Below are 24,294 nucleotides of genomic sequence, written 5' to 3'. Positions count from 1 at the left end.
AACACCCAACCCGCAACACCGAGGCCGGTAAACAGACGTAGGGTGCAATAAGCGCAGCGCATTGCACCGCGGTAACATTCCCCGGCCTATTCAGGGCAAAGATCGGGCGGGTTGTTAGCTCAGAGCCACCCCTCGCCCACCCCATGGCGAGATCAGATTGTCTCTCCTATGCATATGCAACAAGCACCATCGATATGGTCGCATCGATGAAAAAATCATGGTGAATGCAACAGCAAGCGGCACAGATATCTATCGGGAGACGGTTTTATATTGAAGGCCCGACAGTGAGTATTTCACCGAAATAACACCTTATTTCTCGAACGTCCGATTACGCTTCGCTAATCGAACCTACAGCCTTTACTAAAATTGAAAGTAAAAGCATAATTAAATATATTTACAAATAAGTTTAACCTCCACATAAAAATAAATTCTTACACATATAAAAATGAGTGAATATATATGATAGTTTTTTATCACAAAGGGACTAATTGGAGAACATCCCCTTCTATACTTCCATCTGAAAGTGACATGCTCGCCTTATCATTTAATAACTGGGATGACTATGGCATTAGCACAACGTTAAATGCGACCTTGTACATTGACAAAAAGTCAGCTTTAGATTTTTCATTAAAATTATTAATTGAAGATGATGACTACTCACCCAAAAAACTTAATGAACTTTGTGATAATGGATGGAATGGTTTTTTCCCAATACCAAAACTAAATTATGTGTCCGTACCTAGCGATATCGATTTTTATCATGTTCTAATCGCCAAAATCGGTTTCGATGATACAAAAGAGTTGTTAATGTTAATTAGAGATGCTGGGTATCTGGTTAACGCAATAAAAGATAGTAATGCAATGCGCCTTACATTACATGATAATTTTAGTACATCCCTACTCCGGGAAGCAGGTGCAAGAAAGTCTTTTCAGGATGGTTGGAAACTATTAGATAATGTTCAATCATCAATTCGAGACTTTACACTGAATACAATTAATAAAAATGGGATTATAGAGCCAATATCATTTCATTTTAATTCTGAACATCTTCCATACGATATAAATGTATTGATAGGTGAAAATGGCATAGGAAAGTCATTTACACTAAAAACTTTAGTAGAATATTGGCTGGGTGTTGATAGTGGAAGTAAGAGAACTCTGGATGCTACTAATCACACTCCATTTGACCATTATCCTAACATATCAAAGTTCATATTAATTTCCTACAGTCCATTCGAAGAATTTACAATAGATTTATCCAACACGGACCTAAAAGACAAAGATGCATATAAATACTTTGGCTTCAGACAGATAAATACTGATGCGGCCGGTAATGAAAGAATTGGTATAAGTAGGAATTTACCAGCCCGAAATTCGGTAAGCTCAATAATAAAATCCATTGAGGATGATCATGAGTTTGGTTTTATACATAACTGGACAAGTAAATTCGATACCATCTCCTCTGTATTGAAAAGCGCAATAGATTTTGATTTTATTGCACTTGAATTGTCAGAGGATGCAGTATGGAAGTCTAATCCAGCACTTGTAACGCTACATATAGAAAGTAACAACAAATATTATTTGCCCATAAACAACGCCTCATTTAATACATACAAGATGTTTCAGGTAGATATCAACGACATAATTAACCATCAGACCGGCGTTGTATTTATTAAAGATAAGCATAAAATTGAAATCAGCTCTGGGCAAAGATTATTCTGCTATATCGTCATAAATGTTGTCGGTCAAATTAGAAAGGATAGTTTAATTGTAATCGATGAACCAGAGCTGTTTTTACATCCGACCTTAGAAATTGAATTCATATCATTACTTAAAACAGTTTTAAAAGCATTTAACTCAAAAGCTATTTTAGCAACTCATTCTTTAGCAATGGCAAGAGAAGTTCCTGCTAAGTGCATTCATGTATATCGGCAGCATAACGGAAGAGTAGAGATTGATCATCCCCCATTTGAAACATTTGGTGGTGATATGCAAAGAATATCATCTTATGTTTTTGGAGATAGTTCGATCACCAAGCCATTTGACCTATGGGTTGAAGAAAAACTACGTCTATATAACGACCCCAAAGATTTAATTAATTTGTTAGGTCAGGAATTAAACGAAGAAATGCTAATGAAGATATTGAATGCAGGTGGCAACAATGGTATCTAGAGTTAATATTCCAGAAGATGACTCAATAGATATAGTGAGGAGAACCCTGAATGAAAAAAAGCATCACCGAGATTTTTATGACCTTATCACAAATGACTTGGTTAACCAAGTGAGATTATATCAGGAGTTAGGTGGTGACCCGACTTCAATCCAACCAATGAACTTAAGAAAATATACAGATAACGATGAAGACGCAGAAAAAAGAAAACATTCATTAATTGGTTTGTATTCACCAAAAGAAAATAAACTTCCTTATCTCCAACTAGAAAAGATCAGAAAACATAATGGTCTTGTGGTATGCCCAAGCTGTGGTGAACCAGGAAGGCCAAGAACATTAGATCATTATCTTCCAAAGGATAAATTCCCAGAATTCTCTATCAACCTGCTCAACCTAACCCCAATGTGTGACTGGTGTCAAGGCGAGAAACTTACTGAGTATATAACACCAGATGGAAGAAAAAGATATATACACCCTTATTTCGATGACATAGATAGGCCTTTATTTAATATAGTCTTCACCCCGCCTTACCGCGCACCATTGATAGCTGTCGTAGTTCGTGATGACATACCACAAGAACTTAGAGAACTTATAACTCTCCACTTGGAAGGGATAAACTTCATAACACGTTTTAAAGAGTTTTTTAAAACTAGGTATATAAGCATACTCCGTAAATCTCATATCTGTCGCCAGCCAAAATCCACTTTCAGCATAATGGCTAGCCTCGAACTACTTTTAGAAATGGAAATTGATAAATCCATTAATTCTTGGGATGCAATACTGTATCGCTCTATTCTTAATGACCATCAACTCATGCAATATCTAGAACAGGGAGAGCTTCCAGAGAATTTATAATAAAACACGTTCAAGGGAAAATATTATCTATAAAAACCGCAGCCTTGAGCTGCGGTTTTTATTTCTATTCCCCAAATACGCGTTGATCAAACCCAAACCTATTTACCCTCACTTGCTCTGCCCTCCCCTTTCAGCGAAAGGCAGTCAACATGCACGCTAAAGTCACGGGCGGGCACGGTATTGGTTCCCCCTGCAAACCGCCGAGTCGAGTTCAACGGGTCAGGAGTGCTATCAGGGATGATGGCGCAGCCGCAACCGGCATAGGGGCCAAATCGGATCAGGGCGAGCACTGCTCGCCCCCGATTTGGCGCGAGAACAAGGATGTTCGAAGCGGGCTTTGGCCGCAGCCATGGATGGCGAAGGCCAAAGTGCCGTCTGCGGCGCTCCGTCCGACCCGTTGGACGAGACGAGGGAACCCGCGAAGCGGGCGGGTTGCCGGGGGAGAAGACCTTTGGTGACTTTGGGTCTTTCCAAAGTCACTCGCCCCAGCCCGAAGGGCGGGCGAAACCCCTTCGAGGGCAAGGCCCTCGTGTCCTGCATGGCGAAGCCATGCCATTAAGGCGTAGGACGATATTCAGCCGAGAAATGACGTTAGCCCCCCTCACCCTAACCCTCTCCCGCAAGGGGAGAGGGGATCAGAGCGCAGGCCACCGAGGCTTAAGCAGATCGCAGAGGCTTAAGAGGTGTCGAGGGAAGAGACACAAACAAAAACCGCAGCCCAAGGGCTGCGGTTTTTTATTGGCTCAACCTGTTGGCTCCAGACGCCAACAAGGCCACCGGCCTTAGGCACGGCGCCAGCTGGTCTTGCCGGCGCTGTCTTCCAGCACGATGCCCATCTCGGTGAGACGGTTGCGGGCGGCATCCGCCGCAGCCCAGTTCTTGTCGGCACGGGCCTGATTGCGCTCGGCGATCAGGCGCTCGATTTCGGCAACCTCTTCGTCCGCTTCATCACCCTTCAAGAAGGCCTCGGGGTCTTGCTGCAAGATGCCGAGCACGGCGCCCAGCTCGCGCAGACGGGCGCCCAGCGCGGCGGCGACGGCCATGTCTTCCGCTTTCTGACGGTTGATCTCGCGCACCAGATCGAACAGGGCGGAGTAGGCTTCCGGGGTGTTGAAGTCGTCGTCCATTGCCTCCTTGAAGCGCGCTACCTGCTCGTCGCCACCGGCAGCGGCGGCCACCGGCAGATCGCGCAGGGCGGTGTACATGCGCTCCAGCGCGGCGCGGGCTTGCTTGAGGTTATCTTCCGAGTAGTTGAGCTGGCTGCGGTAGTGGCCAGACATCAGGAAGTAACGGACGGTTTCGGCGTCGTAGTGGGCCAGCACGTCACGGATGGTGAAGAAGTTGCCAAGGGATTTGGACATTTTCTCTTTATCCACCATCACCATGCCGCTGTGCATCCAGGTGTTGACGTAATCGCCACCGTGGGCGCAGCAGGACTGGGCGATCTCGTTCTCGTGGTGCGGGAACTGCAGATCGGAGCCGCCGCCGTGGATGTCGAAGTGGTTGCCAAGGTGCTTGGAGTTCATGGCGGAGCACTCGATGTGCCAGCCAGGACGGCCAGGGCCCCAGGGGCTTTCCCAGGTCGGCTCGCCCGGCTTCGACATCTTCCACAGCACGAAGTCGAGCGGGTTGCGCTTGGCATCGACCACGTCAACGCGGGCACCAGCTTGCAGTTGCTCCAGATCCTGCCCGGAGAGCTTGCCGTAGTCAGCGTAGGATTCGACGATAAACATCACATCGCCGTTGTCCGCCACATAGGCGTGCTCTTTTTCCAGCAGGGATTGCACCAGCTCGATGATCTCTTCGATGTGCTGGGTGGCACGCGGTTCGATATCCGGGCGCACCATGCCGAGGGCATCGAAGTCGGCGTGCATGTCGCCAATCAGACGCTCGGTCAGCTCGTCGCAGGTGACGCGGGTTTCAGCGGCGCGCTTGATGATCTTGTCATCCACGTCGGTGATGTTGCGCACATAGGTGAGGTCATAACCGGCGTAACGCAGGTAGCGAGCGACCACATCAAAGGCGACGAAGGTGCGGCCGTGGCCGATATGACAGTGATCGTAGATGGTGACACCACACACATACATGCCCACCTTGCCCGGGTGGATAGGTTTGAATTCTTCTTTTTGACGAGTGAGTGTGTTGTATATCTTCAGCATCTTCTAACCACTGCCTGTGAGTAAAATGGTTGGTCATAATACCCCGTTCAGGGGCAGAAAACGAGGCAGAAAAGAGGGCCAATCCCGCCTGCCAGCACGGTTACGGCGCCTGAGAGACTATGCCGCCAGCCCCTGATGGGCTAGAATTGCCACCACTTTATGCCATACACCTGCGGGCACTTCGTCGCCCGCATCAAATGAAAGGACATATCATGGTCACTCTGCACACCAATCACGGCGACATCACCCTCACCCTGAATGCTGAAAAAGCCCCGGAAACCGTGGCCAACTTCCTGCAATACTGCCGTGACGGTCACTACGACAACACCATTTTCCACCGCGTCATCGACGGCTTCATGATCCAGGGCGGCGGCTATGCCCCGGGCTTTGAAGAGAAAGACACTCGCGCTCCCATCAAGAACGAAGCGGCTAACGGTCTGTCCAACAAGATCGGCACCATCGCCATGGCCCGCACCATGGAGCCGCACTCTGCCAGCGCCCAGTTCTTCATCAACGTTAACAACAACGACTTCCTCGACTTCAAATCCGCCACCACCCAGGGCTTTGGCTACTGCGTATTCGGTGAAGTGACCGCCGGTATGGACGTGGTCAACAAGATCAAGGGCGTCAAGACCGGTAACTACGGCCGCATCCACCAGGACGTGCCGGTAGAAGACGTGGTGATCACCAAGGTGACCCTTGCTGACTGATCTCTGCCGACTCGGCACTGACAAAACTGCGGCCCCGGCCGCAGTTTTTCCATCTGCCTCCCCCACTGCCAGTCCAAACTGGCGCCGCCTCGACTATCTGGCCCACGGCAACCCGCGCCAGCGCTCGGCCCATGGCCTGCTCACCGCCGGTGTGTGGGATGAGCTGGCCACGCAGTGCAGCGATATGGCGCTGGTGAGCACGCTCGCCATCGGCCTCGATCGGCCGGGCAGCGATCTCGATATTCTCTGCCAGCATCCAGATCCCGCCGAGTTTGCCGCTACTTTTGCAGAGCAAGGCTGGCAGGCGAGCGCCAAAGGTGACAATGTCTGGCTGCTGGAGCGCGCCTTTTCCTGCCTCAAGCAGAGCTGTGCTTATAGCGGTTCTGACAAGAGCGATGCCAGCTGGCCGCTGGAGCTCTATGTCACCCCCGCCCCCATCGAGACGCTGAACGGCTGGCGCCACCTCACCCTGATGGCGGCTTTGCTCGAGCGTTTTGGCGATGCGTTCTATCACGAAGTGCTGCGCCTGCGCCTTGAAGAGGGATTAAAAGGGGAAGCAGCCATATGCCGGTTGCTGGGGTTGGCTGGCGATCCTTATGCTGCACTGCTGACGCTGGAGGGACGCAATCTGGCCGAGTTGTCATGGCAGCCGCCATCCCGTGACGATATCCATACCTTAATTGGCGCGATGGCACCCGCAGCGCACTATTCGTCCCCAGTTGTTTCTACTATCTCTGCCACCCCCGTTTGCCCTGTTTCGACCGAGAGCCCGATCCCCACATCATGAGCACCCTCTTTATCAGTGACATTCACCTCTCTGCCCAGCGGCCCGATATGACCGCGGCACTGGTGCGCTTTCTCGAGCACGACGCCCCCGGCGCCGATGCCCTCTATGTGCTGGGGGATCTCTTCGAATTCTGGGTTGGCGATGATGACCCCAATCCGCTCCATCAACAGATGGCCGATGCCTTCTTGGCCCTGAGCCAGCAGAACGTGCCCATCTACTTTATCCACGGCAACCGTGACTTTCTGCTGGGGCAGCAGTTTGCCAAGCGCGCGGGGATGACATTGCTGGGTGACCCCTGCGTCATCGACCTCTATGGGGAGCGGGTAGTGCTCAGCCACGGCGATCTGCTCTGCACCCTGGATGAGGGGTATCAGAAGTTTCGCCGCATCACCCAGCTGAAATGGCTGCGCTGGCTCTTTTTACGGCTGCCGCTTGCCCGCCGTCAGGCCATCGCCTGCAAGATGCGCGGCCAAAGCCAGATGGAAAATGCCCACAAGAGCCAGATCATCATGGATGTAACGCCCGCGGCGGTGGACGACACCCTGCGCGCCCACGACTGCCGGATGATGATCCACGGCCACACCCACAGACCCGCCATCCACGACTTCATCCTCGATGGCCACCCCGCGCGGCGTATCGTGCTGGGGGACTGGTTCGAGCAAGGCTCGGTGCTGGTCTGTCGCCCCGGCGAGCAGCAGCTGGAAATGCGGGCGCTGGCAGAGGCTTGATAGCCCGCCAGTCCGGTTGACCACAAAGCCCCCAGCCTCCATCACTCCCCATCGTTCGCGCCATCCGGTTCACTGCCCATCAGGCGCGAGCGAATAAGTGGTGATCGCTCACAGAACCGCAAGCTGGATGCGCCAATCCCAATCAGTACCCAAGGTTGTGTGAACCCCGTCACCTTGCCCCTTGCCAATTGAGAGGATGATGGCGCTCAGGCAGAAACGTCTTTCTCGCCAGCTATTTCAACAAGTTGAGGTTTGTATGCCTGACAGCAATGCGGTCGCTCACCCGTTCGATGCCAAGAAGATCAATGTCAACGATCCCTATGAGATGAAGCAGTGGATCAAAATGTTCGAGTGCACCGAAGTCCAGCTGAAACGGGCGGTCAAGGCAGTCGGCACCTCAGGCAAGGCGATCAGAAAACACCTCAAGAAGTGAGGGCACAACCCCGTCACAAACCCGGCCCCGCTTGCGGGGCTTTTCTCTTGCTAACATTTATTTACAACATTTCTTTACGACAACAAGCCCAGCACCTGAGCGGAAAAGGTTTTTAGCAATCACCACCATTTCGGCAAAAACAAAAAAAGGCCACTATTTCTAAATAGCTGTTCCGAATAGTAGATCACAGGAGGAAGGGAACTCAGTCCAGTTTGTGCGATCTCATTAGTCGCCAAACAAAACAAGCCACACCCAAAGGACTGAGTTGATGCCTATCCTACCACCCCTGCCACGACCACAACGGCGCCGCATTCACAAAATCATCCATGCCACCCGTGATAAAGGGCATGCTCGTCGCTTGATGGCCATCTTGCTGTTACATGAAGGACGCACGATCACTGATGTTCATCACCTTACCGGCGCTGCTCGCTCGACCATCGGCCGTTGGCTTCGGTGGTATCGGGATGAAGGTGTGGGGGCGTTAGAAGCCTTACCGGCTGGCCGTGCCCCAGTCTTACCTGTCGCCAAGATTGTCACCTTACTGGTGCTGCTCATGCAGTTTTCTCCGCAAGATTTTGGTTATCAGCGCAGCCGCTGGCGCACCGAACTATTAGCTATTAAAATCAATCGGTTAACAGGACTCAATATGGCAGCCTCCACGCTCCGCCGATGGTTACCTCGTATGGGCATTGTCTGGCGAAGGCCCGTGCCGACCTTGCGGATAAAAGACCCGGCCTATCAGGAGAAAATGGCTAATATCGACGCGGCACTGGCCCGCTGTGATGCCGATAATCCGGTGTTTTATGAGGATGAAGTCGATATAGACCTTAATCCCAAATTAGGGGCCGACTGGATGTTCAGAGCGCAGCAAAAGCGGGTTGTCACACCGGGACAGAACGCCAAACATTACCTGGCAGGCGTTCTCCATGCAGGCAATGGAAGAGTGCTTTACGTCAGTGGGATAAAGAAAAACTCATCCCTGTTTATCGCCATGCTGGAAAAGCTGCGTCGCCACTACCGACGAGCCAAAACCGGCGTTAATAGATGTGACAAAAATCACATTACCCCACATTAAAGCATGGACACATAAGCAATTGATATAGCTTAGTATTTTCTCATTAATTGGTGTAAGACAATTAACTGGCGAATAGTTATAAAAAAATTTTCAAAGACCCTATTGAAAACGTCGCTGCGCTCACAGACAATTCTTTAGCAAAAGAAACATCAGTATCAGATGTTCAATAAAATAATAATCAAAAACATCAATAAACTTTCAGCACAATGGGTAAAAAATGCGTAATACGTTTGTAATGATTTTCTTGGCGCTCTGCGCCATGATACTTGGTGGCTGTTCCTCAGTGCCAACCGTCACCGATGAGGCTGTCGTCAATGAAGCCAAAAGCTTCTCACCTCCTGCCGAGGGCAAGGCTCACGTTTATATCTACCGTCATGGCTGGCTTGCTCGCAATAGCAATATGGATCTTTTTATCGATAAAAAATTCCTAGGTGAATCAGAAAATAAACACTTCTATCTTCTGAAACTTGATGCAGGTAAAAACTATACATTTGAAACTGAAAGTGAATTTTCAAACAATAGCATTTCCCTAAATACCGAGTCAGGCAAAACATATTATATCTACCACTATATTCGTATGGGGCTTCTCTTTAGTCAGTCTGATTTTGAGCTTGTGACAGACCCTGATGATATTGAAAATGCTCAAATTCTGATCAAGAAGTCTGAAATGTCATTACCACATACTTTATAACTTCTCGTAAAACCATCTGTATCTTTTAGATCCTAGTATTTTTATCTGCATTTTTTATTTGGAGAAAATAGAAATGAATAAGTTACTGTTAGCTATTCCATTCACTATGTTACTTACTGCTTGTGGACCTACCTCAGTTGAGGATTTTATGAAAGATCCGAAATTACTGAATGAAGCCCTGCAAGAGTGCACCTTGAAAATTGCACAGGGTAAAGATGCCAATTCAGATGAATGTAAAAATGCAATCGCAGCCCAGCAAAAAATGGCTACTAACTTGATGAAAAACATGTTGGGTCAGTAGCTTTCGTTACCCACACGGAATTATTTTAAATTAAGAACTTTTTCTTCCATAATAACGCCACCTGTTATGATATAAACTGAGAGTTTTATCTAATAAGGTGGCAAAATTCAATTATTAAAGTTCGCCTAATTGGCGCAATTACAATGAGGCGTTATCTCAACCCAGTTGAGGAACTGCACAGAATGAGACTGAACGCGATAAACCACTGAGCCTGTGCGTATTCCGGCGAAGTTGAACAGCCATTCCCGGCGTTTTTCAAGGTAGTTGTCGTTTTTTATGCTGCTCGGTGTTCAGGATCGGCCGGAATATGCAGCCTGAGAGTAAACCCATCCGGTGGACGGATGAGTATCAACACTCCATATAAACCTATTATCTTAATGAGGTGTCACCTTGACCCATAAAACCCTGCAGCTCTCTGCACTCTGCTGTGCGGTCAGTCTCATTGCCTCACCGGCTATTGCCGCAAATACGGGCTTCAAAACCCTGACAATCGGCCTGCCCATCACCACACTCCAAGTAGTCAACGATGGTTTGATACGCTATGACTGGCGCAGTGACATTGATGAAGACTTTCGCGGGAAACCGAAGGCGGGCGAGGGATTCCTAGGACGACCAACTACGGGTGAGTATTACTATGCGGTCTACCAACATAAAGTATTCTCCTTCGGCGGAACCATGGCATCGTACCAAGACGACTCCGTTGCTTCTGTCAAACAGGCCAAGGCAGACTTCGAAGAATTAGTCAGTCAGGCGACCAATATCTTGAAAGTCAAACCGGTGATAGTCCGTACAATAAAGGATAAGTCGGTGCCGTTTTTTGAATGTGTAAGCAACAGCATGTGCGGTGATTACAGCGCAACCTATACCATCGGTACCAACGAGGTTTCGATCAATTTGATGCAAGACCGTGATGCTGAGGACGGTGGCCGCCAGCTAAACGCGGGAATGCGCCAGATCCTTGAGTAAAAAGCCTCTTCCTTAAAGTGCTTCTGATGTAACCGTTCACCAGCTGGGGCTAACGGGCTGCACGTTCTGAGAGTAGTAACCAAAGCGAAAACAGAAACAGTCGAGCAGGACACCACCAGTAAGAGAACATTGAGCACCACGCTGCGCTTCAATGGCCATGAATACCCGGTTGGAGAATGGAATAACTTACCGAGCAAGGAGTGGTGGAAGTAATCGGCCATACCCTACCCCACGCGGTAAATTCCTCGGCTATATACAGACATACAGACCCTATAAAAGCCTGCCTTCAGCAGGCTTTGTTGTTATGAAGCTGTGGACTCAGCACAATCGCTGTCGCCACTTTGTCGCCATTTAGGCAAAACAAAAAGGCCACTATTGCTAGTGGCCTTTCATAACTCTTTGATTGCTGTACTCAATAAGTGGTGCCGAGGCCTCTATCGAATTTCAACAATAAACAACTGATTTACCATGAATTGTTGAAGACCTAAAAGCACTGATACCCCCAAAAGCACCCCCATAAATGAAATGCTTGTGGACACCGCAATGCCAAATACAAACATGACGCAACCCTCAAAACAGATAAAACCACGTTCAAATTCGTGATTTTGACCTCTCTTGACGCAACCCATCCCCAACCACCTGATCAGAGCGACGGAAAGTGAAAGATTTTGAAGGATTCTGAAGGATTTCTTCGAGGGTGTTTTCACTATCCCGGCCCAGATATGGCGCGGCGTGAACCCAATCTGTCATGTGAACGATTTTCAACACATAAAGCGGGCAGGCGGGGCGGGGTTCCGATTGCGCGCCAGCGGTGCAGACCAAGTTCGGTAGGCTTCTCCAAGCCACTCAGGATACAGGTGCAATAGCCTAGGCATGGTATGGGCGATCAACGCTGTCGAATCAACAGCGGGCTACTCATGCGCTCTGGTGCAAATCAATAAAGGCCCGTCATGTGGCGAACTGGATTGCAGTCAGTGCTAGGTCAGGTCGAAATGTCTACATGCAGCAAATTGCTCCCGAAGAAGTTCTATGTGTTTTGGTAGCCAAAGAGGTACTGCTCTTGATATTTGATGGCGAAAAAAAGCCCGCGCTGGGCGGGCTCAATGCACACTGCGTGCGAAAACCGGAGTCATGCCTCTCGCAAATTATTACTGCGGGCCAACATTGCATCCGGCGACCAGTTATCACGGCTTGCCTGCACTGCAGATTTGGGTTCTTCCGTTTGATCCATGCGCCCGGCCTGTTTTGCACTAGCACTACTTTTGGCTGCTGGGCTGCCGACCAAATCAAGACGGATCAGATTGCTCGGCGGAATACGCTTAATCTCTTCCATGACCACCGGATCCAGTTCCGGGTCAGTATCTCTCCAGATTGGCTCAAGCAACTCAACCACCAATGATTTCACCATATCGAGCGGGTGGACTTCTGCTGGCTCTATCAGGCCGGGGGTAGTAAATACAGTACTGGTGTCATCTTGCAAGAATGAACCGATGGCCGCCTTCTGTCTGCCTCTGGATACTAATCTGGCCAGCATTGGCAAGAGTGGAGCCAAGGCTTCGCGGGCTTCATCCAAATCACTGGCGATCAACTCATCCAGATAGGTTTGTGCAAGAGCGGAACGTTGCTTAAGGTGCTGGCGCCACAACGCCTGCCCAGAACATGAGCGCTCAAATGCACCGCCTTCTAACTCTTCGGCAACGACCTCCATGTCAGCCAACTCACTCTCAAGTGACGAGATATGAGTAGACAGCTGGCGATACTCTTTTTTGTTCGTGTTTCCCTGGGCGATCGCCGCTCGCCGGAGCTCACGCCCCCTCTGGATATCCTGTTTGATTTCATCGATACGTGTGGTGCTGATACAGGTCAGCAACCGATGCTCGCCTTCATGCCACCCCATATATTCACGATGCGCTTGTTGGGCTACTTGTACTAAATCGGTGATGTTATTCATTTCCGGTCTCCAAATCGGGGGCAATTCAGCAATCTGTTTCGGTCAGGTGTTTCAGGTCACTAGTTAGGCGTTCCACGTTTTCAGCCGTGAAGTTCATAACGCCAGCCAGGCCAGTGGATACAGACCCCAACTGCTGCGACAAACTGAGCAGCATCTTTTCGTCACGCAGTTGAAGCGGGGTCTTTGCCAACTCACTGGCATTGGAGGCATATTCGCGTAGTTCGCTGTTGGTCATGCCATCCAGGTTATCCAGCAACACGGCCTCCTGTTGCAGAGTCAGCTTGGGCAGAGTGGCAAAAATGCGACCGCAAATGGCGCCATGATTAAGCGGCTTGGTCATGATTTTCTCTCCAGTGGTTGATGGTGTTCTTGACGAGGATTTGGGCGGTTCGATTAGGCTGCTGTCGCAAGATGTTTTGACCTGAAGCACTCAAGACGACCACCCCACAGGTGTGTTCGGTAAGGTAGTGCCAAGGGTCTAACTTAGCCTCGGATTGAGCCGGTAGGGCGACTTTCGCCAGTTCACTGCGGAAGATCGTCAGTAGCAGTCCTGCCTGTTCAGGAGAAAGCGGTCCTGCTATGTGCAATACACCACACACAGCCTGGCAAATCGTTAACCAGGTCGAGCCGGGCTGGAAGATCCCGCCTCGGTCATGTGTCGTGGTGATTGGCATGATCAGACAACACTTCCAGCATGGGCGGCTTCCAGCTTCGCAAGATCGATCCCATGCAGCTTTAACGCAGGTTCAATTTCGGCACGAATGAAGCGGTGCCGGCCATTGCGCCCGAGGCGAATTGGGCGCGGTAATTCTCCACGTTCAACCATGCGGTCAATCGTGTCGTGACGGCATCCAATAAGGATCGTTAGCCTTTTTCGTTCGATAAATACGGAATCTGACATTTTGCATCCCTCGATGTTTTTAATGCCTTTGAATGTTGCAACGACTCTGGTGCATACAGCGACCTTGCCCGGGTGTGTGGAGAGGCTACACACCCACGGATGATGCTGTTGATTGCTTTACGAAGGTTGCAATGGTTTAGGCAGGGAAGCGATCAAGTGCTGTTGTAAAACCGCCGTATACAACGGCGGTTTTCACTATCCCGGCTATAAGCGATGATGCGGTGGTATCAAACGAAATGTGAGCGACAGCCAGTGTATCCACTGTCAGATACACTGGCTGGCTCAGAGATTGCTGCGGGACTGGTGAGGTGGGAAGCCAAATCGGGTTATCGGTGATCGGATCACTATGGATGCAGGTCAAGCCCGAGTGCTTGGTTAACTTTGTTGGCTTTTTTGACTGCCTTTGCAACCGGATAGAGGGCTTGCTGGATCTCGGTGGCGAGCGGGCGCAGTTCCGCCAACGCCGCAATCGCGGTATCTGCTTCAGCCTTTGGTTCGACGGCCTGGGGATCTCGAAGAATCGCCGCAAATGCGGCTAAGATAGGTGATAAAATCCCCCTCATCCGCGCTTCCGCCTCGGTTACACTCTGCTTGGCCCAGCGTTCGGCTCGAACAACCTTTGCCTCTACCATCTTGACCTTCAGCAAAGACGCTTCGATGCGGGCCTGAGCCAGCGCCTCGGCCTCCCTGACTCTTTCGGTCACCTCAAGCATCCGGTGCTCTATCATAGCCTCATGAGCAGACAGTGCGGCCAATTTGCTCTCTGCTGCATCGATCTCTGGCGTGCGTAGGAGTACCGCCTCCAGCATCGCTTCACGCTGGGAGGCATTGTGTTGAGCCCCGTACAGCGCAGCAGCCTTCGTCGCGGCCAGTAGCTGATCTTTTGTGTAGAGCGGCTCGCCCCGTCCCAACAATCCGGCTCGGTGCTCAACCTCTTGCATGGAGATGATCTGATTAATTTTCCCCATGGTTGGCCCTTTCGGCCTCGCTGCCCCAATAAGTGCAGCATGAGCAGACAACGCCCGCTGTTCGGCGTTCCACACAGCCCTCGGCAGTCGCCGCCGACGTGGGCCAATCCGAGCAAGCCCAAAGTCTGCCGACACAGAATAGATCTCATCCTGCCACGCTCTCATGGCCTGATTGAACGCGAGACGTTGCAATCCCTTTCGCTCCCCTCGCGAAGCTGAAGCCCGCGCAGCTGCCACACCAGGATGTACTGCACCGAACGATTCACCTGGTAGTGGTACCAGATAAAAATGGATGTGCCGATGCCGTTCATCACTATGCTCGACCACCGATTTTAGCCTGTCACCATGCTTGGTTTTCAGATACCCGATCATTGCGTCACGATACCCTGGCCAGAGCTCATCTGGCAGGTTCTCCGGGACACTGACCACACCAGCACCTAAACACAGTCCGTCAATCCTCAGCTTACGCCCTCGCGGGTCTACGGCCTGCTCCGCCCATGCGGTGGCCTGCTGTACGGCCTCCGATGGCGTTACCCCAAACCGTTGGATCGGTGGCTTAGGGTCTTTGACATGTGGATGGGCGCCAGGTCTGCGCTCAGCTTCATCCGCTATCTGCTGGGCTGACAGTACCCGCCCCGTCTTTGTCTTCCCGCCTTGTCGTGCATACCCGTCAATGTGTGCAAACTGATATCCCGCCATACCTGACCAGCCTCCCCCTGCTTGTTCTCATTCCACGTTACTCCAAAAGCGAAAATGAGTCGGCGAAAACTTACGCATAGTGACCGACTTGGCTTATGCGCTTGAGTCCTTCGTCCTCTTCGGCATAAGCGTCGGCCCTGCGGGGCTAGGGAACGGCTCGCAAACACAGGGAGGTGTAGATATTATCTACAGTGATTCAATGGCTTAAGGACTGATTTATGAGTGAGATTAAGATTCCTCGCGATGAGTGTGATGCCCTCAAAGCGGTTGAGACTGACTTGTTGGATAAACTCATCGAGCAGTGCCTTTACGATGAAGTCCCGGATGCGTTGAGAGATCTCCAACTCGAATACTGTGGGCCGTATGTATCTTCACATTTCCGCCAGTATGCAAATGCCCTTGCTGAGTACCGCAACGCTAAAGCAGCAAAGAAGCGTTCGGATACGGAGTCTCGTGCGCGTCGTGCCGGTAATTATTTGGCCAGTGCCGTTCAGCAGATGAAACGCCAAGTGGAAATACAAGAATCCGAACAACAGTTTTTCGATATTGACGACCTGATCAGGGAGCCCTATCAATTCAGTGAACGCATGACTGTTCGCGTCAGTTACCGCTGGCGCAAGACACTTCAGGATGAATGGGCATCCGGCAGCATTACTTTTTTCCACCACGCACATTTACAACCTGACTACGCAATGCCACGCCAAAACCGGAAACCTAGCGCCGCCAGATTGGTGCAAGATCGACAGGATAAGTTGTTTAGCGAATGGGAACATCTCAAAAAACTTGGGCTCCAGTCGGTAAAGCAATATTTCAGACAGGGTGGTGATGGTTCTGCAATCCCGCAAGAATTCCAAGTGGTAACTGACCCTTACTCTCGGGTATTGAATAACTACAGTACCGACTTCTGGCGTGTGCAATCTTGAACGCAGTTGCTCCCCCAACGATCGATAACCCCAAACAGGCCAGCCAGAGAAAGGAGTTGACGAACAACCACACTTTTTGTTATTCGCGCACGCACACATGCATGTGTGATGTAAAAACGATGGGAACAGTGGGAACATGGGAACATTTCCCGCTAACCCGTACCATGACTGGGTTTCTCTGTTCCCACAATCGCTGGAAGGTGTGGGAACAAAGGGAACATGGGTTGGGAACATTTCCGACTTGTACCCACTGTTCCCAATCTGTTCCCACGAAACTTTGTGAGTGTGGGAACATTAGTATCACTTGCTGGATAAGGCTTTGAAGGTCATTTATCTATCTTGTTCCCACTGTTCCCATACTTTTTCTTAAATCCTTCCTGTGCGCGCACATGCGCGAATAGCATGACAATCTGGAAAAAGTAAAGGGCCGCGCGATGGCGACCCCTTATTTTCTTCTGGCTGGCTATTCGTCTTCCGGCCCATCAGCCTCATCGGCTAGCACTCTCTCAGTCAGCATGTAGATCCAGACCGGTGCGCTGCCATCCCTCAGACGGATCTTGCGCTGGACTCGTTTTCCATCATTCGAGGGCAACAGATAGCCCGCCTCCAAACAAAGCTGGGCCACCCGCTTGGGATCCCGACCGATGGTGATCTCTTTCCAACCAGAGGGCAGCACGATAAAGCTCACGCCATCAGTATCCTTCTTGCGATAGCCGACCATATTGGCCGGGCGATGGGTGTGATCGAACCAGTCGGCAAAGCGGCTATTCTGATGCGCAACCACAAAGCCGCGCACCTGCTCCAGGGTTGCCTTGTCTTCCTTGTTGCCCAGATGCCCCCGTTCATCCAACCATGCCTTGAGGCATACCCGCACAGCACGGGTAGCTTCACCTTGGGGCCAACCGGTGATCCCCAGTTCAGTGGCCAGCTCACCCGCTGCGGCCACTATGGCAAAGCGATTGATAGCCCGCCCGACCTGATTACCGGCCCCTGCGGGGGTCAGTTCGACCGCCAGACGCTTGATCTCCGCCTTCAGGCGCTCCTTGTATGCATCCAGTCCTGTTGCCAAGGTCTCGATGTAGGCCCGAAATGCGGTGCCGTATTCGTGCTTACAGGCCTCGTTGAGGGCATCGGCAAAGGAGCGCCCGTCTGGTTGGTTGTGCAGTTCCTCAAACGCACCATGCTTACCGGTGCTACTCGGGATCTGGATAGTACGCACTTCCATCCCAGCTTGAGTGCGCTTACCCGCTTCGGCGGCATGATCTTCTAGGGATAGTTCACCCGTGGAGAGAAACAGCAACCGCCACGCCTTGCGCTCTTTCAGCTCACCATCCTGCTTGCTGCGACCCTTGCCTTGGCCATTCGCCAGCATGTAGGCCACTTGTCCAGCTTCCCGCCCGTCCAACTCGCCCAGTTCGTCCAGACACAGCAAGGCATCGTTACGCCGACTGGCGATCCCCTCGATGGCATTGCCAGTCGCCCGCCAAGTGTGACAGTAGCGATCGGGCTGCCCATAGATGCTGGCGGCAGCCTTCATGATGGTGGACTTGCCATCGGTACTCTCGCCCTTGAGATGGAAACCACCACCTTCCAGCCCCACCAGTGACAACAGGGGGGCGGCGAAGGCCAGCGACAAGGCGAAGCAAAGGCGGGAGTTACCAACGGCCATTGCAGCGATCTGGCGCTGCCAGTCGGCCAGCTCCCCCGAACTGGTGAAGTCGCTACTCAGATAGCCGGCTGATTGCAGGATCACCTGCTCAGCATCCGGCCCGATTCCCCCACCAGGCAGCACATAGGCTTTGCCGTGCCAGCCGGTACGTTCGACACAGGTCACCCTCCGCTCGGGTTGGCTCATCATCAGATAAATCGCCAACTTGTCGAGCTTCTTGAGGTTCACAAAGGGCAAGCCGCCATTGAGTAAGGACGCCAGCGCCTCCTGGCCACCACGGTGGACCAACATGCTGACCGGCATCGCCCATTGCCGGGTACGGCCAGCCCGATCCTGCCACTCCAGCAAGCGCCCTTGGCCATACCCCGCCTCATCAGAAGTTTCGGCAACCACCCGAAGCTCAGGGGAAATCAGGGTTTCCTCCTGCCTACCGTTTTGTCCAGAGCCAACCCATTCGTGCACGTAGAGCATACCGTCCCGGATCTCATAGCCCTCAGGCAGTTCCTCACCATCAATTGGTTGATCATGCTCGCCTTGCACATCTGGCACAGAATGCAATGGGATCACTTCGGCTCGCAGCCCTTCCTTCTGGCTGGCGCCTTGCTGCTGGGTCTGTTCAATCTGGCTCATGATGGCTCTCTTGGTCTCTTCAAGCCCATTGGCCTGGTGATAGTCGTTCCAGTCGCCTGCAGTGGGCGGTAGTGCTACCACAGCCCCCACGGCAGCGGCAGCTTGCTCAGCTTTGGTCTTGCCCGGGTTGCCCGTCGTGGTGGCATCGTTGTCTGCGGCAAGCCATAACCGGCAAGGTTGCAAGGGGTCATCCATCCCCCTCACCACCTGAGCGATGGCCAGCAGGTTACCCGCATCCATGGCGCAGTAGACAGTTGCCCCGGTCGCCAGATGCACTGATAGCCCAGTGGCATAGCCCTCGCAAACAGCCACTAGGGCACTGCCCGAGATCCGGTGGCAAGCAGCCTGCTTCTGGCCACCGGCAAGGTAGTGCCTCACCCCGTCATGACGGATCAGCTGCACGTTCACCAGTTCGCCGGTCTCGTTGTAGAGCGGTACCACCAAGGAGCCAGCGGGGAACGCCTCTTCCCCCACTCGGATCAGGGTGCTATTCAACAGCCCATTGGGCCAGCTCAAGCGTTTATGTGCCAGATAAGGGGATTGGCCAGGCTTGCAGTCGCGCAGGATATCTGCGGCGCGTCTGGCGGCTTTCTGGCGCTTAATCTGCTGCTGTTGTTGCTCTGCATCAGCCTGCGCCCGCTGTTGTTGCTGCAATTGCTCTCGGTCAGCGTCTGATATGACAACATGGGAAAAGCCAAGTACCCCTGCAACCAGGTCCGCAGCATCCTTCGGCAACTTACCGGTTACACGGCGGATCAGATCCAGCCCGTCACCCGCGCCACACTGGCTACAGATCCAGGTACCACGCCCGCCCTTGTCATCGAGCCGAAAGCGGTCTTTCCCACCACAAGCCGGACAAGGCCCATGCTGCTTACGTGGCGGTACCGTCACCCCCAGATTTGCCAGCAGTTCGGGCCAGTGGCCACAGGCCGCGGCGGCCACGTCAGAAACGAATGTTGCCTGGCTCATGTATCACCCCCCACCAGAACGGTCACCAGTTCATTGAAAGCGCGTTCATCCAGCCCAGCCTTCAGCTGGCGGGCCTGTTTGGCGGTAACGGCCCCCGCCATACCGCTGGTGCTGGCAATGAACTCATCTCGCTGCCGACGGCTGGCAAAGGCACTCAGACAGCCCGCTTGTGAGCGTTTGCCGGTCTTGGGGTTGGCTGGGCCTGTGAATGTGGGTTGTTGAGCCACTGGAGCCCATGCGTAATAGGTCATACACCCTCCCTGCGCTTGGCCAGTTCGACGGTCTCAAACTCGGCAAGGACCGGGGCGAGCAGCACACTGATCACACACGGCTCGATATGGGACTGATTGCCATTGAGAACCTTGAGCAGGACGGAGGCATAACGATTGATCCGTTCAGCAGGGTCCTCCAGCGGTGTCCCGGCACAGCACGCCTCCAATTCATCAAGCTGGGTCTGCAATGGATGCAGCAGATCGGAGAGCTCCAAATAGAGCATTCTTTCGGTATTGGACTCACAGATGCAGCTCAAAGCAGAAGCGAGCAGTGCAGACTGCTCAAACAGAACCTCAGCCTGAATCACCTGGCGAGTTCGAATGGTGCGTTTCATGCTGCAACCCCCTTGCTCGGGGTGCGGGACAAAAACACTAGGGGTAGACCGGCCAGCGCAGACCGGGCTTGTGTTTCGCTGTTGGCAAAGGCGGAAATGATGCGGATACGGCGTAGGTCTGCCAAGCGGCAGGTACGGGAATGCTGGATCAAGAAGGTGTAGATCATGGCCTGTACTCTCTCGTGGTTTAGTGAGTCGGCCATGCTGCAAATGAGGATGCGGCATGGCGTCAACTACCTCCACGAGAAGGCGGGCCTTATTCACCCTTGCGGGCTTATTGGGGCCTCTCAACCATACCGCAAAAGCGGATACACTCCCGCCGTGATCGGCGTGAATGTGAAGTTCATCTGTGCGACAGCCTGGGGTAGTAGCCCAAATGGCAGGCACAAAAAAACCGCTAATTGTCGGTTGCGGGTAACCGCTCGTGGAAGTAGTACTGTTAGGGTTAGTAGCCCCAACAGATAAGATCGTACCGTGTCGGATCGTGTCATGCAATATCATTTTCGCCGCCCTCACGTTCAATCCGGGTAGCCAGCATGGCTGTTAGCCTCATCTTGCGTTCAGCGAAAGGCATGTCTGCGTCCAGGAAGGTGGCATTACTGCGCTCAAGAAAGGCGACCAACGCCAGTTGATATGCGCTCAGGTGTTTCCGTACCTCGCCTTTCAGACCGTGTTGGGCCAGCCATGCTTTGCCATCCATCCCAAGAACCAGCCGATTGATCATGCCCAGCTCATTGCTGTAATGGTGACCAGCAGTCTCCTTACCCAGCCTGGTACGGTGTTGCTGCAGAGCGCGACACATTAGCCCGTGGTAGTCCTTGCTGGCTTCCCGTTCAGCTTGCCAATGGGCTTGTGCCGACACTTGCTGTTGCGGGGCAACCTCGGCTAGCCGCCGTTCGCAGTCGATGAAGTAGCGGCGCGCACGGCGGCCCTCATCGTTGCGCTCGACCATAGACAGTTCCTTAGCCATATCCAGCACAAGGTGATATTCCTTCACTCGTTGTGGGCGTGCTTTTGTGTTCCCCGAATGTGGGGAGCGCAAAGTTTCGACAATTGTGTAATCCATACCCTCAATAAAGCCATATTCAGCAATACGATCTCGCACCCATGTAGAAAAATCTCGTCCCACACATAGAAAGGTATGAAGTTCACGAGCATTGACGGTTTTAATAAATTTTCCTGCAATCAGAAGTTCATTAATTGGCAGTATGTCAGTCAGTATCTGAGTTTTTTTGGGCAAGGCTTCGCCCTGGGAAAGATACCCATATTGTTTTGAGATCATGGTATGTAAATCCTAAAGTGGTTGTGCTAACTAGCTCAACTATCAGATTCCTGATATTATTGAGTGGCGTTATTTAGTTAGGGCTGTACCCGTAAGGGACGGCTCTTTCTTTTGGTCAATATACCGACCTTAAGCAACCTCTCCTCTTTCGCTCATCCATGCTCGAACCTCTTCAGCCCGCCATGCAGTTACTCTTTCTGACAACTTGACTGGTTTTGGGAATCTGCCTTTTGCTGACCAGCGCCAGACTGTAACCACAGCAATCCCTAGTACTTTGGCAAGGGTATCTACCCGGACAAAACCCTCTTGTGGCAATGCAAATTCTGATTTCAATGACATGGTTTGTTGCTCCTTTACGTGTCTTCTCGTTGCAGTAGCAATCAAACCATGTTCGACTATGAATGTGAGGTAGTTATAGAAAACTCCCGTAAGTTATCAATAACTCCCTTAACGAACCCCAGCCCTTTCCAACCAAGCTTTCAGCGTATGAGCAGTCACTGTACTTAACTGCTTGCTATGACCATTGCGAGTGATCTTTTTTTGCAGCTCTTCTACACTACCTTTGAGCTCTTCGGTGGAGTACCCATGCGACCCTAACAACTCAACGATAGCCCTACTCTGGTTTGCTGTTATTCTTGTCACCTGCTCATCATCCTTTTGCATCGGTGGCGCTTTCTCTGGACGTAGATTGCTACTTTTCTTGCTCATAACCTCACCAGATGCCATATGCCTCTGTATCTTTAACAGATCTTCCCGCATCAACCTCAGCCGCTTCGTAATATCATTCAGATGCTCCAAACCAAACAATGTAATTACCTTCTGGGAGCTGTTTTCTTGTTCAGGACAGGTGTCAGTCCCTATATATACCGCAGTAAGATCCCAATCAAATTCAGAGTCAGAATCAGAATCAGTAACGAGTTGGAGTTGTGGAATGCATTGAGGCTCAATCGCCCAAAAACCTCTCAAGGAAACCTTCCTGTTATACCAGTCACCTTGTGTTGGAGATCGCATCCCAGCTCCATACTGAAAGTACCTCCAGTTTGAAATGGAGTTTTTTTCATCCTCATAAAATGGTGGAATATCACCAATATTAATTTTTTTTACCTTCATAACTCCTTCAGAGATATATTCGACCTCTTTGGTTTCTTGGGTGTCAGGTATGTTTTCATCAATGAACATTTCATGGACATGGTATTGCGGTGTGTCTATTTCATACTCTTGAAACTCAGCATATATATTAATTGCCCCTATAATAGCCCAATGAAATATATCCTCTACTTCACAACCCAATAATCTAGCCGCCCGTTCAGGACTGCAATATTCTAATGGAATCAAAGGCTGTATTGTCGACTTGATTTGATTTAAAGTTGCTTTAGCCATAATTTTACCTCTGCACAACCGCTTTGAACATATTGCCGAGCTATGCGAGCAAGACTCCCCCACATTTCGCGCCAGCGCGCTAGACTCGGCAAAGTCGTTAACCCACTCGGTTAAAATTCACTGGTAGCACATTGCTACCCCGTTGCGAGTCATAGAAATCAGCCAACCATTGCAACAGCTTGCGCCGGTCATCTAGGTACTCGGCCCGGTGATAGGCTGCACGTACCTTGTTGCGTTCGGCGTGGGCAAGCTGGCGCTCTATCACATCCGGATCAAAGCCTTCCTCGTTCAAGGTGGTAGATGCCAGCGCCCTGAATCCATGCGGGCAGGCAATCCCTTTGTAGCCCATCCGCCCCATGGCGTAGCTCAAGGTATTCTCACTCATGGGATTGGTCAGTTTGCGCTCGCTTGGGAACAGCAACTCACAATGGCCTGTCAGCTGGCGCAGCTCATCGAGCACGGCCAACGCCTGACGAGAAAGGGGGACAAGGTGCTCAGTTCGCATCTTCATCCGTGCAGCAGGGATCCGCCATTCTGCCCGTTCCATATCGAACTCATCCCAACGTGCAAAACGCACTTCACCAGGGCGGGTCATGGTCAACATCAGCAGATGGAGGGCAAGACGAGTCGCCGGATTAAGTGGCTCGGCCTCCAGGCGGCGGAAGAACTCTGGCAGCTCAGAACGGGGCAAAGCGGGTCTGTGCTCCAGCTTGGTGGCCTTGAGTGCCCCTTTCAGGTCTTGGGCCGGGTTGTAGCTGGCTCGTCCAGTCTGAATGGCGTATCGCATGACAGCGCCGATCCGCTGTAGGATCCGTCCCGCTGTTTCAGTAACCCCCCGCTTCTCGACCTTGCGCAAAGCATCCAACATCATGGGCGCGGTCAGCTCGGCAACGGGCACAACCCCAAGATCGGGGAAAACATCCACCTCAAGCGACTTGAGCACCCTGGCTGCATGAACAGGCGTCCAGCGAGCGAGCTGGCTTTGGTGCCACTCTCGCGCCAGTGCTTCAAAGTTGTTCTCGCTGGCCAGCTTGTTAGCGATCTTGCTCTGTTTCTTGACGAGACCCGGATCCACCCCTTCAGCAAGTTGCCGACGAGCATCATCCCGTTTCGCCCTTGCCTCTTTCAGTGACACCTCGGGATAGACACCCAAGGCGAGCGTCTTCTCTTTGCCGCCGTGGCGATACTTGAGCCGCCAATACTTGCCAGACTGGTTGACCAACAAGAACAAGCCTTTCTCATCGGATAGCTTCTGCTGCTTACCGTTGAACTTAGCCTGCCGGGCAGTGATATCAGATAGGGGCATATGGGGTATCTCCCGTGTTTGCTTGGGGGTACTTGCACACACTGGGGGTATCTATTGCTGCGCTGCAGCCCATACAGGGCGTGGGTTTGGCAAATTTGGGGGTACTTTTTACCCCTATCAGAACAGATACCCCC

The 24,294-nt window shown here is 51.7% G+C and carries 22 protein-coding genes and 1 pseudogene; 11 read left to right on the top strand and 12 right to left on the bottom strand.

Features of this window, described 5'->3' with window-relative positions:
* Positions 1 to 459: 459 nt before the first annotated feature.
* Positions 460 to 2,172 carry an AAA family ATPase gene (locus tag AB5Y85_RS02900; RefSeq protein WP_368221170.1) on the top strand — a complete coding sequence of 571 codons (1,713 nt, stop codon included), beginning with the start codon at positions 460 to 462 and terminating at the stop codon, positions 2,170 to 2,172.
* On the top strand, positions 2,153 to 3,025 hold the full coding sequence (locus AB5Y85_RS02895) for a hypothetical protein (protein ID WP_159143928.1): 873 nt from the start codon (positions 2,153 to 2,155) through the stop codon (positions 3,023 to 3,025). Before AB5Y85_RS02900 ends, AB5Y85_RS02895 begins: the two co-directional genes overlap by 20 nt.
* A gap of 782 nt (positions 3,026 to 3,807) precedes the next feature.
* Here AB5Y85_RS02895 and cysS read toward each other — a convergent pair.
* Positions 3,808 to 5,184: a cysteine--tRNA ligase gene (gene cysS / locus AB5Y85_RS02890; protein WP_278166850.1), complete on the bottom strand. Its 1,377-nt coding sequence runs from the start codon at positions 5,182 to 5,184 to the stop codon at positions 3,808 to 3,810.
* Positions 5,185 to 5,396: 212 nt separating this feature from the next.
* Here cysS and AB5Y85_RS02885 point away from each other — a divergent pair, with 212 nt between their 5' ends.
* The 8 genes and pseudogenes from AB5Y85_RS02885 to AB5Y85_RS02850 all read left to right on the top strand — a co-directional run bounded on the left by AB5Y85_RS02885 (position 5,397) and on the right by AB5Y85_RS02850 (position 10,875).
* Entirely contained in the window at positions 5,397 to 5,894 is a 498-nt protein-coding gene (locus AB5Y85_RS02885) for a peptidylprolyl isomerase (protein WP_005337417.1), read from the top strand.
* A complete protein-coding gene (locus AB5Y85_RS02880; protein ID WP_368221168.1) occupies positions 5,884 to 6,681 on the top strand; it encodes a DUF4269 domain-containing protein in 798 nt (265 codons plus the stop codon). Before AB5Y85_RS02885 ends, AB5Y85_RS02880 begins: the two co-directional genes overlap by 11 nt.
* Positions 6,678 to 7,409, top strand: a complete 732-nt coding sequence (gene lpxH / locus AB5Y85_RS02875) for a UDP-2,3-diacylglucosamine diphosphatase (RefSeq protein WP_040098923.1) — start codon at positions 6,678 to 6,680, stop codon at positions 7,407 to 7,409. Before AB5Y85_RS02880 ends, lpxH begins: the two co-directional genes overlap by 4 nt.
* A 256-nt stretch (positions 7,410 to 7,665) precedes the next feature.
* Positions 7,666 to 7,842 carry a DUF3606 domain-containing protein gene (locus AB5Y85_RS02870; RefSeq protein ID WP_019445078.1) on the top strand — a complete coding sequence of 59 codons (177 nt, stop codon included), beginning with the start codon at positions 7,666 to 7,668 and terminating at the stop codon, positions 7,840 to 7,842.
* A 268-nt stretch (positions 7,843 to 8,110) separates the two neighbouring features.
* A pseudogene (locus AB5Y85_RS02865) lies at positions 8,111 to 8,875 on the top strand (IS630 family transposase); the annotation flags it as partial.
* A gap of 259 nt (positions 8,876 to 9,134) precedes the next feature.
* Complete coding sequence (locus tag AB5Y85_RS02860) at positions 9,135 to 9,608, top strand: DUF2846 domain-containing protein (RefSeq protein ID WP_101531717.1); 474 nt, start codon at positions 9,135 to 9,137, stop codon at positions 9,606 to 9,608.
* A 73-nt stretch (positions 9,609 to 9,681) separates the two neighbouring features.
* A complete protein-coding gene (locus AB5Y85_RS02855) occupies positions 9,682 to 9,909 on the top strand; it encodes an EexN family lipoprotein (RefSeq protein WP_042655576.1) in 228 nt (75 codons plus the stop codon).
* Positions 9,910 to 10,299: 390 nt separating this feature from the next.
* Complete coding sequence (locus AB5Y85_RS02850) at positions 10,300 to 10,875, top strand: hypothetical protein (RefSeq protein ID WP_101531639.1); 576 nt, start codon at positions 10,300 to 10,302, stop codon at positions 10,873 to 10,875.
* A 1,129-nt stretch (positions 10,876 to 12,004) separates the two neighbouring features.
* Here AB5Y85_RS02850 and AB5Y85_RS02845 read toward each other — a convergent pair.
* The 4 genes from AB5Y85_RS02845 to AB5Y85_RS02830 form a co-directional block, all read right to left on the bottom strand.
* Positions 12,005 to 12,826 carry a hypothetical protein gene (locus tag AB5Y85_RS02845; RefSeq protein ID WP_201998040.1) on the bottom strand — a complete coding sequence of 274 codons (822 nt, stop codon included), beginning with the start codon at positions 12,824 to 12,826 and terminating at the stop codon, positions 12,005 to 12,007.
* A gap of 25 nt (positions 12,827 to 12,851) precedes the next feature.
* Positions 12,852 to 13,166, bottom strand: coding sequence for a hypothetical protein (locus AB5Y85_RS02840; RefSeq protein WP_201998041.1), 315 nt, complete (start codon positions 13,164 to 13,166; stop codon positions 12,852 to 12,854).
* Positions 13,167 to 13,502: 336 nt separating this feature from the next.
* Complete coding sequence (locus AB5Y85_RS02835) at positions 13,503 to 13,727, bottom strand: AlpA family transcriptional regulator (RefSeq protein ID WP_106843448.1); 225 nt, start codon at positions 13,725 to 13,727, stop codon at positions 13,503 to 13,505.
* 344 nt (positions 13,728 to 14,071) lie between these two features.
* A complete protein-coding gene (locus AB5Y85_RS02830; RefSeq protein ID WP_234921490.1) occupies positions 14,072 to 15,067 on the bottom strand; it encodes a hypothetical protein in 996 nt (331 codons plus the stop codon).
* 545 nt (positions 15,068 to 15,612) lie between these two features.
* On the opposite strand from AB5Y85_RS02830, the gene AB5Y85_RS02825 reads away from it, so the two are divergent.
* On the top strand, positions 15,613 to 16,317 hold the full coding sequence (locus AB5Y85_RS02825) for a hypothetical protein (protein WP_201998042.1): 705 nt from the start codon (positions 15,613 to 15,615) through the stop codon (positions 16,315 to 16,317).
* A 463-nt stretch (positions 16,318 to 16,780) separates the two neighbouring features.
* On the opposite strand, the gene AB5Y85_RS02820 is transcribed toward AB5Y85_RS02825, so the two are convergent.
* The 7 genes from AB5Y85_RS02820 to AB5Y85_RS02790 form a co-directional block, all read right to left on the bottom strand.
* Positions 16,781 to 19,585, bottom strand: coding sequence for a DUF927 domain-containing protein (locus AB5Y85_RS02820; RefSeq protein ID WP_201998043.1), 2,805 nt, complete (start codon positions 19,583 to 19,585; stop codon positions 16,781 to 16,783).
* Positions 19,582 to 19,836, bottom strand: a complete 255-nt coding sequence (locus AB5Y85_RS02815) for a hypothetical protein (protein WP_201998044.1) — start codon at positions 19,834 to 19,836, stop codon at positions 19,582 to 19,584. The genes AB5Y85_RS02820 and AB5Y85_RS02815 overlap by 4 nt, the downstream gene beginning before the upstream one ends.
* The gene (locus AB5Y85_RS02810) at positions 19,833 to 20,192 is read right to left on the bottom strand and encodes a hypothetical protein (RefSeq protein WP_368221166.1); all 360 of its coding nucleotides are present in this window, start codon (positions 20,190 to 20,192) and stop codon (positions 19,833 to 19,835) included. The genes AB5Y85_RS02815 and AB5Y85_RS02810 overlap by 4 nt, the downstream gene beginning before the upstream one ends.
* A 487-nt stretch (positions 20,193 to 20,679) precedes the next feature.
* Positions 20,680 to 21,474: an antA/AntB antirepressor family protein gene (locus AB5Y85_RS02805; protein WP_368221164.1), complete on the bottom strand. Its 795-nt coding sequence runs from the start codon at positions 21,472 to 21,474 to the stop codon at positions 20,680 to 20,682.
* Positions 21,475 to 21,603: 129 nt separating this feature from the next.
* Positions 21,604 to 21,813, bottom strand: coding sequence for an AlpA family transcriptional regulator (locus AB5Y85_RS02800; RefSeq protein ID WP_234921491.1), 210 nt, complete (start codon positions 21,811 to 21,813; stop codon positions 21,604 to 21,606).
* A gap of 108 nt (positions 21,814 to 21,921) precedes the next feature.
* Positions 21,922 to 22,854 carry a hypothetical protein gene (locus AB5Y85_RS02795; RefSeq protein WP_368221162.1) on the bottom strand — a complete coding sequence of 311 codons (933 nt, stop codon included), beginning with the start codon at positions 22,852 to 22,854 and terminating at the stop codon, positions 21,922 to 21,924.
* Between the two features lie 97 nt (positions 22,855 to 22,951).
* Entirely contained in the window at positions 22,952 to 24,160 is a 1,209-nt protein-coding gene (locus tag AB5Y85_RS02790; protein ID WP_115522293.1) for an integrase arm-type DNA-binding domain-containing protein, read from the bottom strand.
* Positions 24,161 to 24,294: the final 134 nt, after the last annotated feature.

This window comes from Aeromonas sp. R3-1, from assembly GCF_040908345.1.
In the GTDB taxonomy this organism is placed as follows: domain Bacteria; phylum Pseudomonadota; class Gammaproteobacteria; order Enterobacterales; family Aeromonadaceae; genus Aeromonas; species Aeromonas veronii.
This window is presented reverse-complemented; position numbering and strand designations above follow the sequence as displayed.

Excerpts from the sequence above, each read along its gene's own strand:
- AB5Y85_RS02825 (WP_201998042.1), top strand. The coding sequence starts at position 15,613 with ATGAGTGAGATTAAGATTCCTCGCGATGAGTGTGATGCCCTCAAAGCG.
- AB5Y85_RS02810 (WP_368221166.1), bottom strand. The coding sequence starts at position 20,192 with ATGAAACGCACCATTCGAACTCGCCAGGTGATTCAGGCTGAGGTTCTG.
- AB5Y85_RS02900 (WP_368221170.1), top strand. The coding sequence starts at position 460 with ATGATAGTTTTTTATCACAAAGGGACTAATTGGAGAACATCCCCTTCT.
- AB5Y85_RS02800 (WP_234921491.1), bottom strand. The coding sequence starts at position 21,813 with ATGTCATTGAAATCAGAATTTGCATTGCCACAAGAGGGTTTTGTCCGG.
- AB5Y85_RS02820 (WP_201998043.1), bottom strand. The coding sequence starts at position 19,585 with ATGAGCCAGGCAACATTCGTTTCTGACGTGGCCGCCGCGGCCTGTGGC.
- AB5Y85_RS02840 (WP_201998041.1), bottom strand. The coding sequence starts at position 13,166 with ATGACCAAGCCGCTTAATCATGGCGCCATTTGCGGTCGCATTTTTGCC.
- AB5Y85_RS02860 (WP_101531717.1), top strand. The coding sequence starts at position 9,135 with ATGCGTAATACGTTTGTAATGATTTTCTTGGCGCTCTGCGCCATGATA.
- AB5Y85_RS02870 (WP_019445078.1), top strand. The coding sequence starts at position 7,666 with ATGCCTGACAGCAATGCGGTCGCTCACCCGTTCGATGCCAAGAAGATC.
- lpxH (WP_040098923.1), top strand. The coding sequence starts at position 6,678 with ATGAGCACCCTCTTTATCAGTGACATTCACCTCTCTGCCCAGCGGCCC.
- AB5Y85_RS02815 (WP_201998044.1), bottom strand. The coding sequence starts at position 19,836 with ATGACCTATTACGCATGGGCTCCAGTGGCTCAACAACCCACATTCACA.
- AB5Y85_RS02845 (WP_201998040.1), bottom strand. The coding sequence starts at position 12,826 with ATGAATAACATCACCGATTTAGTACAAGTAGCCCAACAAGCGCATCGT.
- AB5Y85_RS02835 (WP_106843448.1), bottom strand. The coding sequence starts at position 13,727 with ATGTCAGATTCCGTATTTATCGAACGAAAAAGGCTAACGATCCTTATT.
- AB5Y85_RS02855 (WP_042655576.1), top strand. The coding sequence starts at position 9,682 with ATGAATAAGTTACTGTTAGCTATTCCATTCACTATGTTACTTACTGCT.
- AB5Y85_RS02805 (WP_368221164.1), bottom strand. The coding sequence starts at position 21,474 with ATGATCTCAAAACAATATGGGTATCTTTCCCAGGGCGAAGCCTTGCCC.
- AB5Y85_RS02795 (WP_368221162.1), bottom strand. The coding sequence starts at position 22,854 with ATGGCTAAAGCAACTTTAAATCAAATCAAGTCGACAATACAGCCTTTG.
- AB5Y85_RS02830 (WP_234921490.1), bottom strand. The coding sequence starts at position 15,067 with ATGATCGGGTATCTGAAAACCAAGCATGGTGACAGGCTAAAATCGGTG.
- AB5Y85_RS02790 (WP_115522293.1), bottom strand. The coding sequence starts at position 24,160 with ATGCCCCTATCTGATATCACTGCCCGGCAGGCTAAGTTCAACGGTAAG.
- cysS (WP_278166850.1), bottom strand. The coding sequence starts at position 5,184 with ATGCTGAAGATATACAACACACTCACTCGTCAAAAAGAAGAATTCAAA.
- AB5Y85_RS02885 (WP_005337417.1), top strand. The coding sequence starts at position 5,397 with ATGGTCACTCTGCACACCAATCACGGCGACATCACCCTCACCCTGAAT.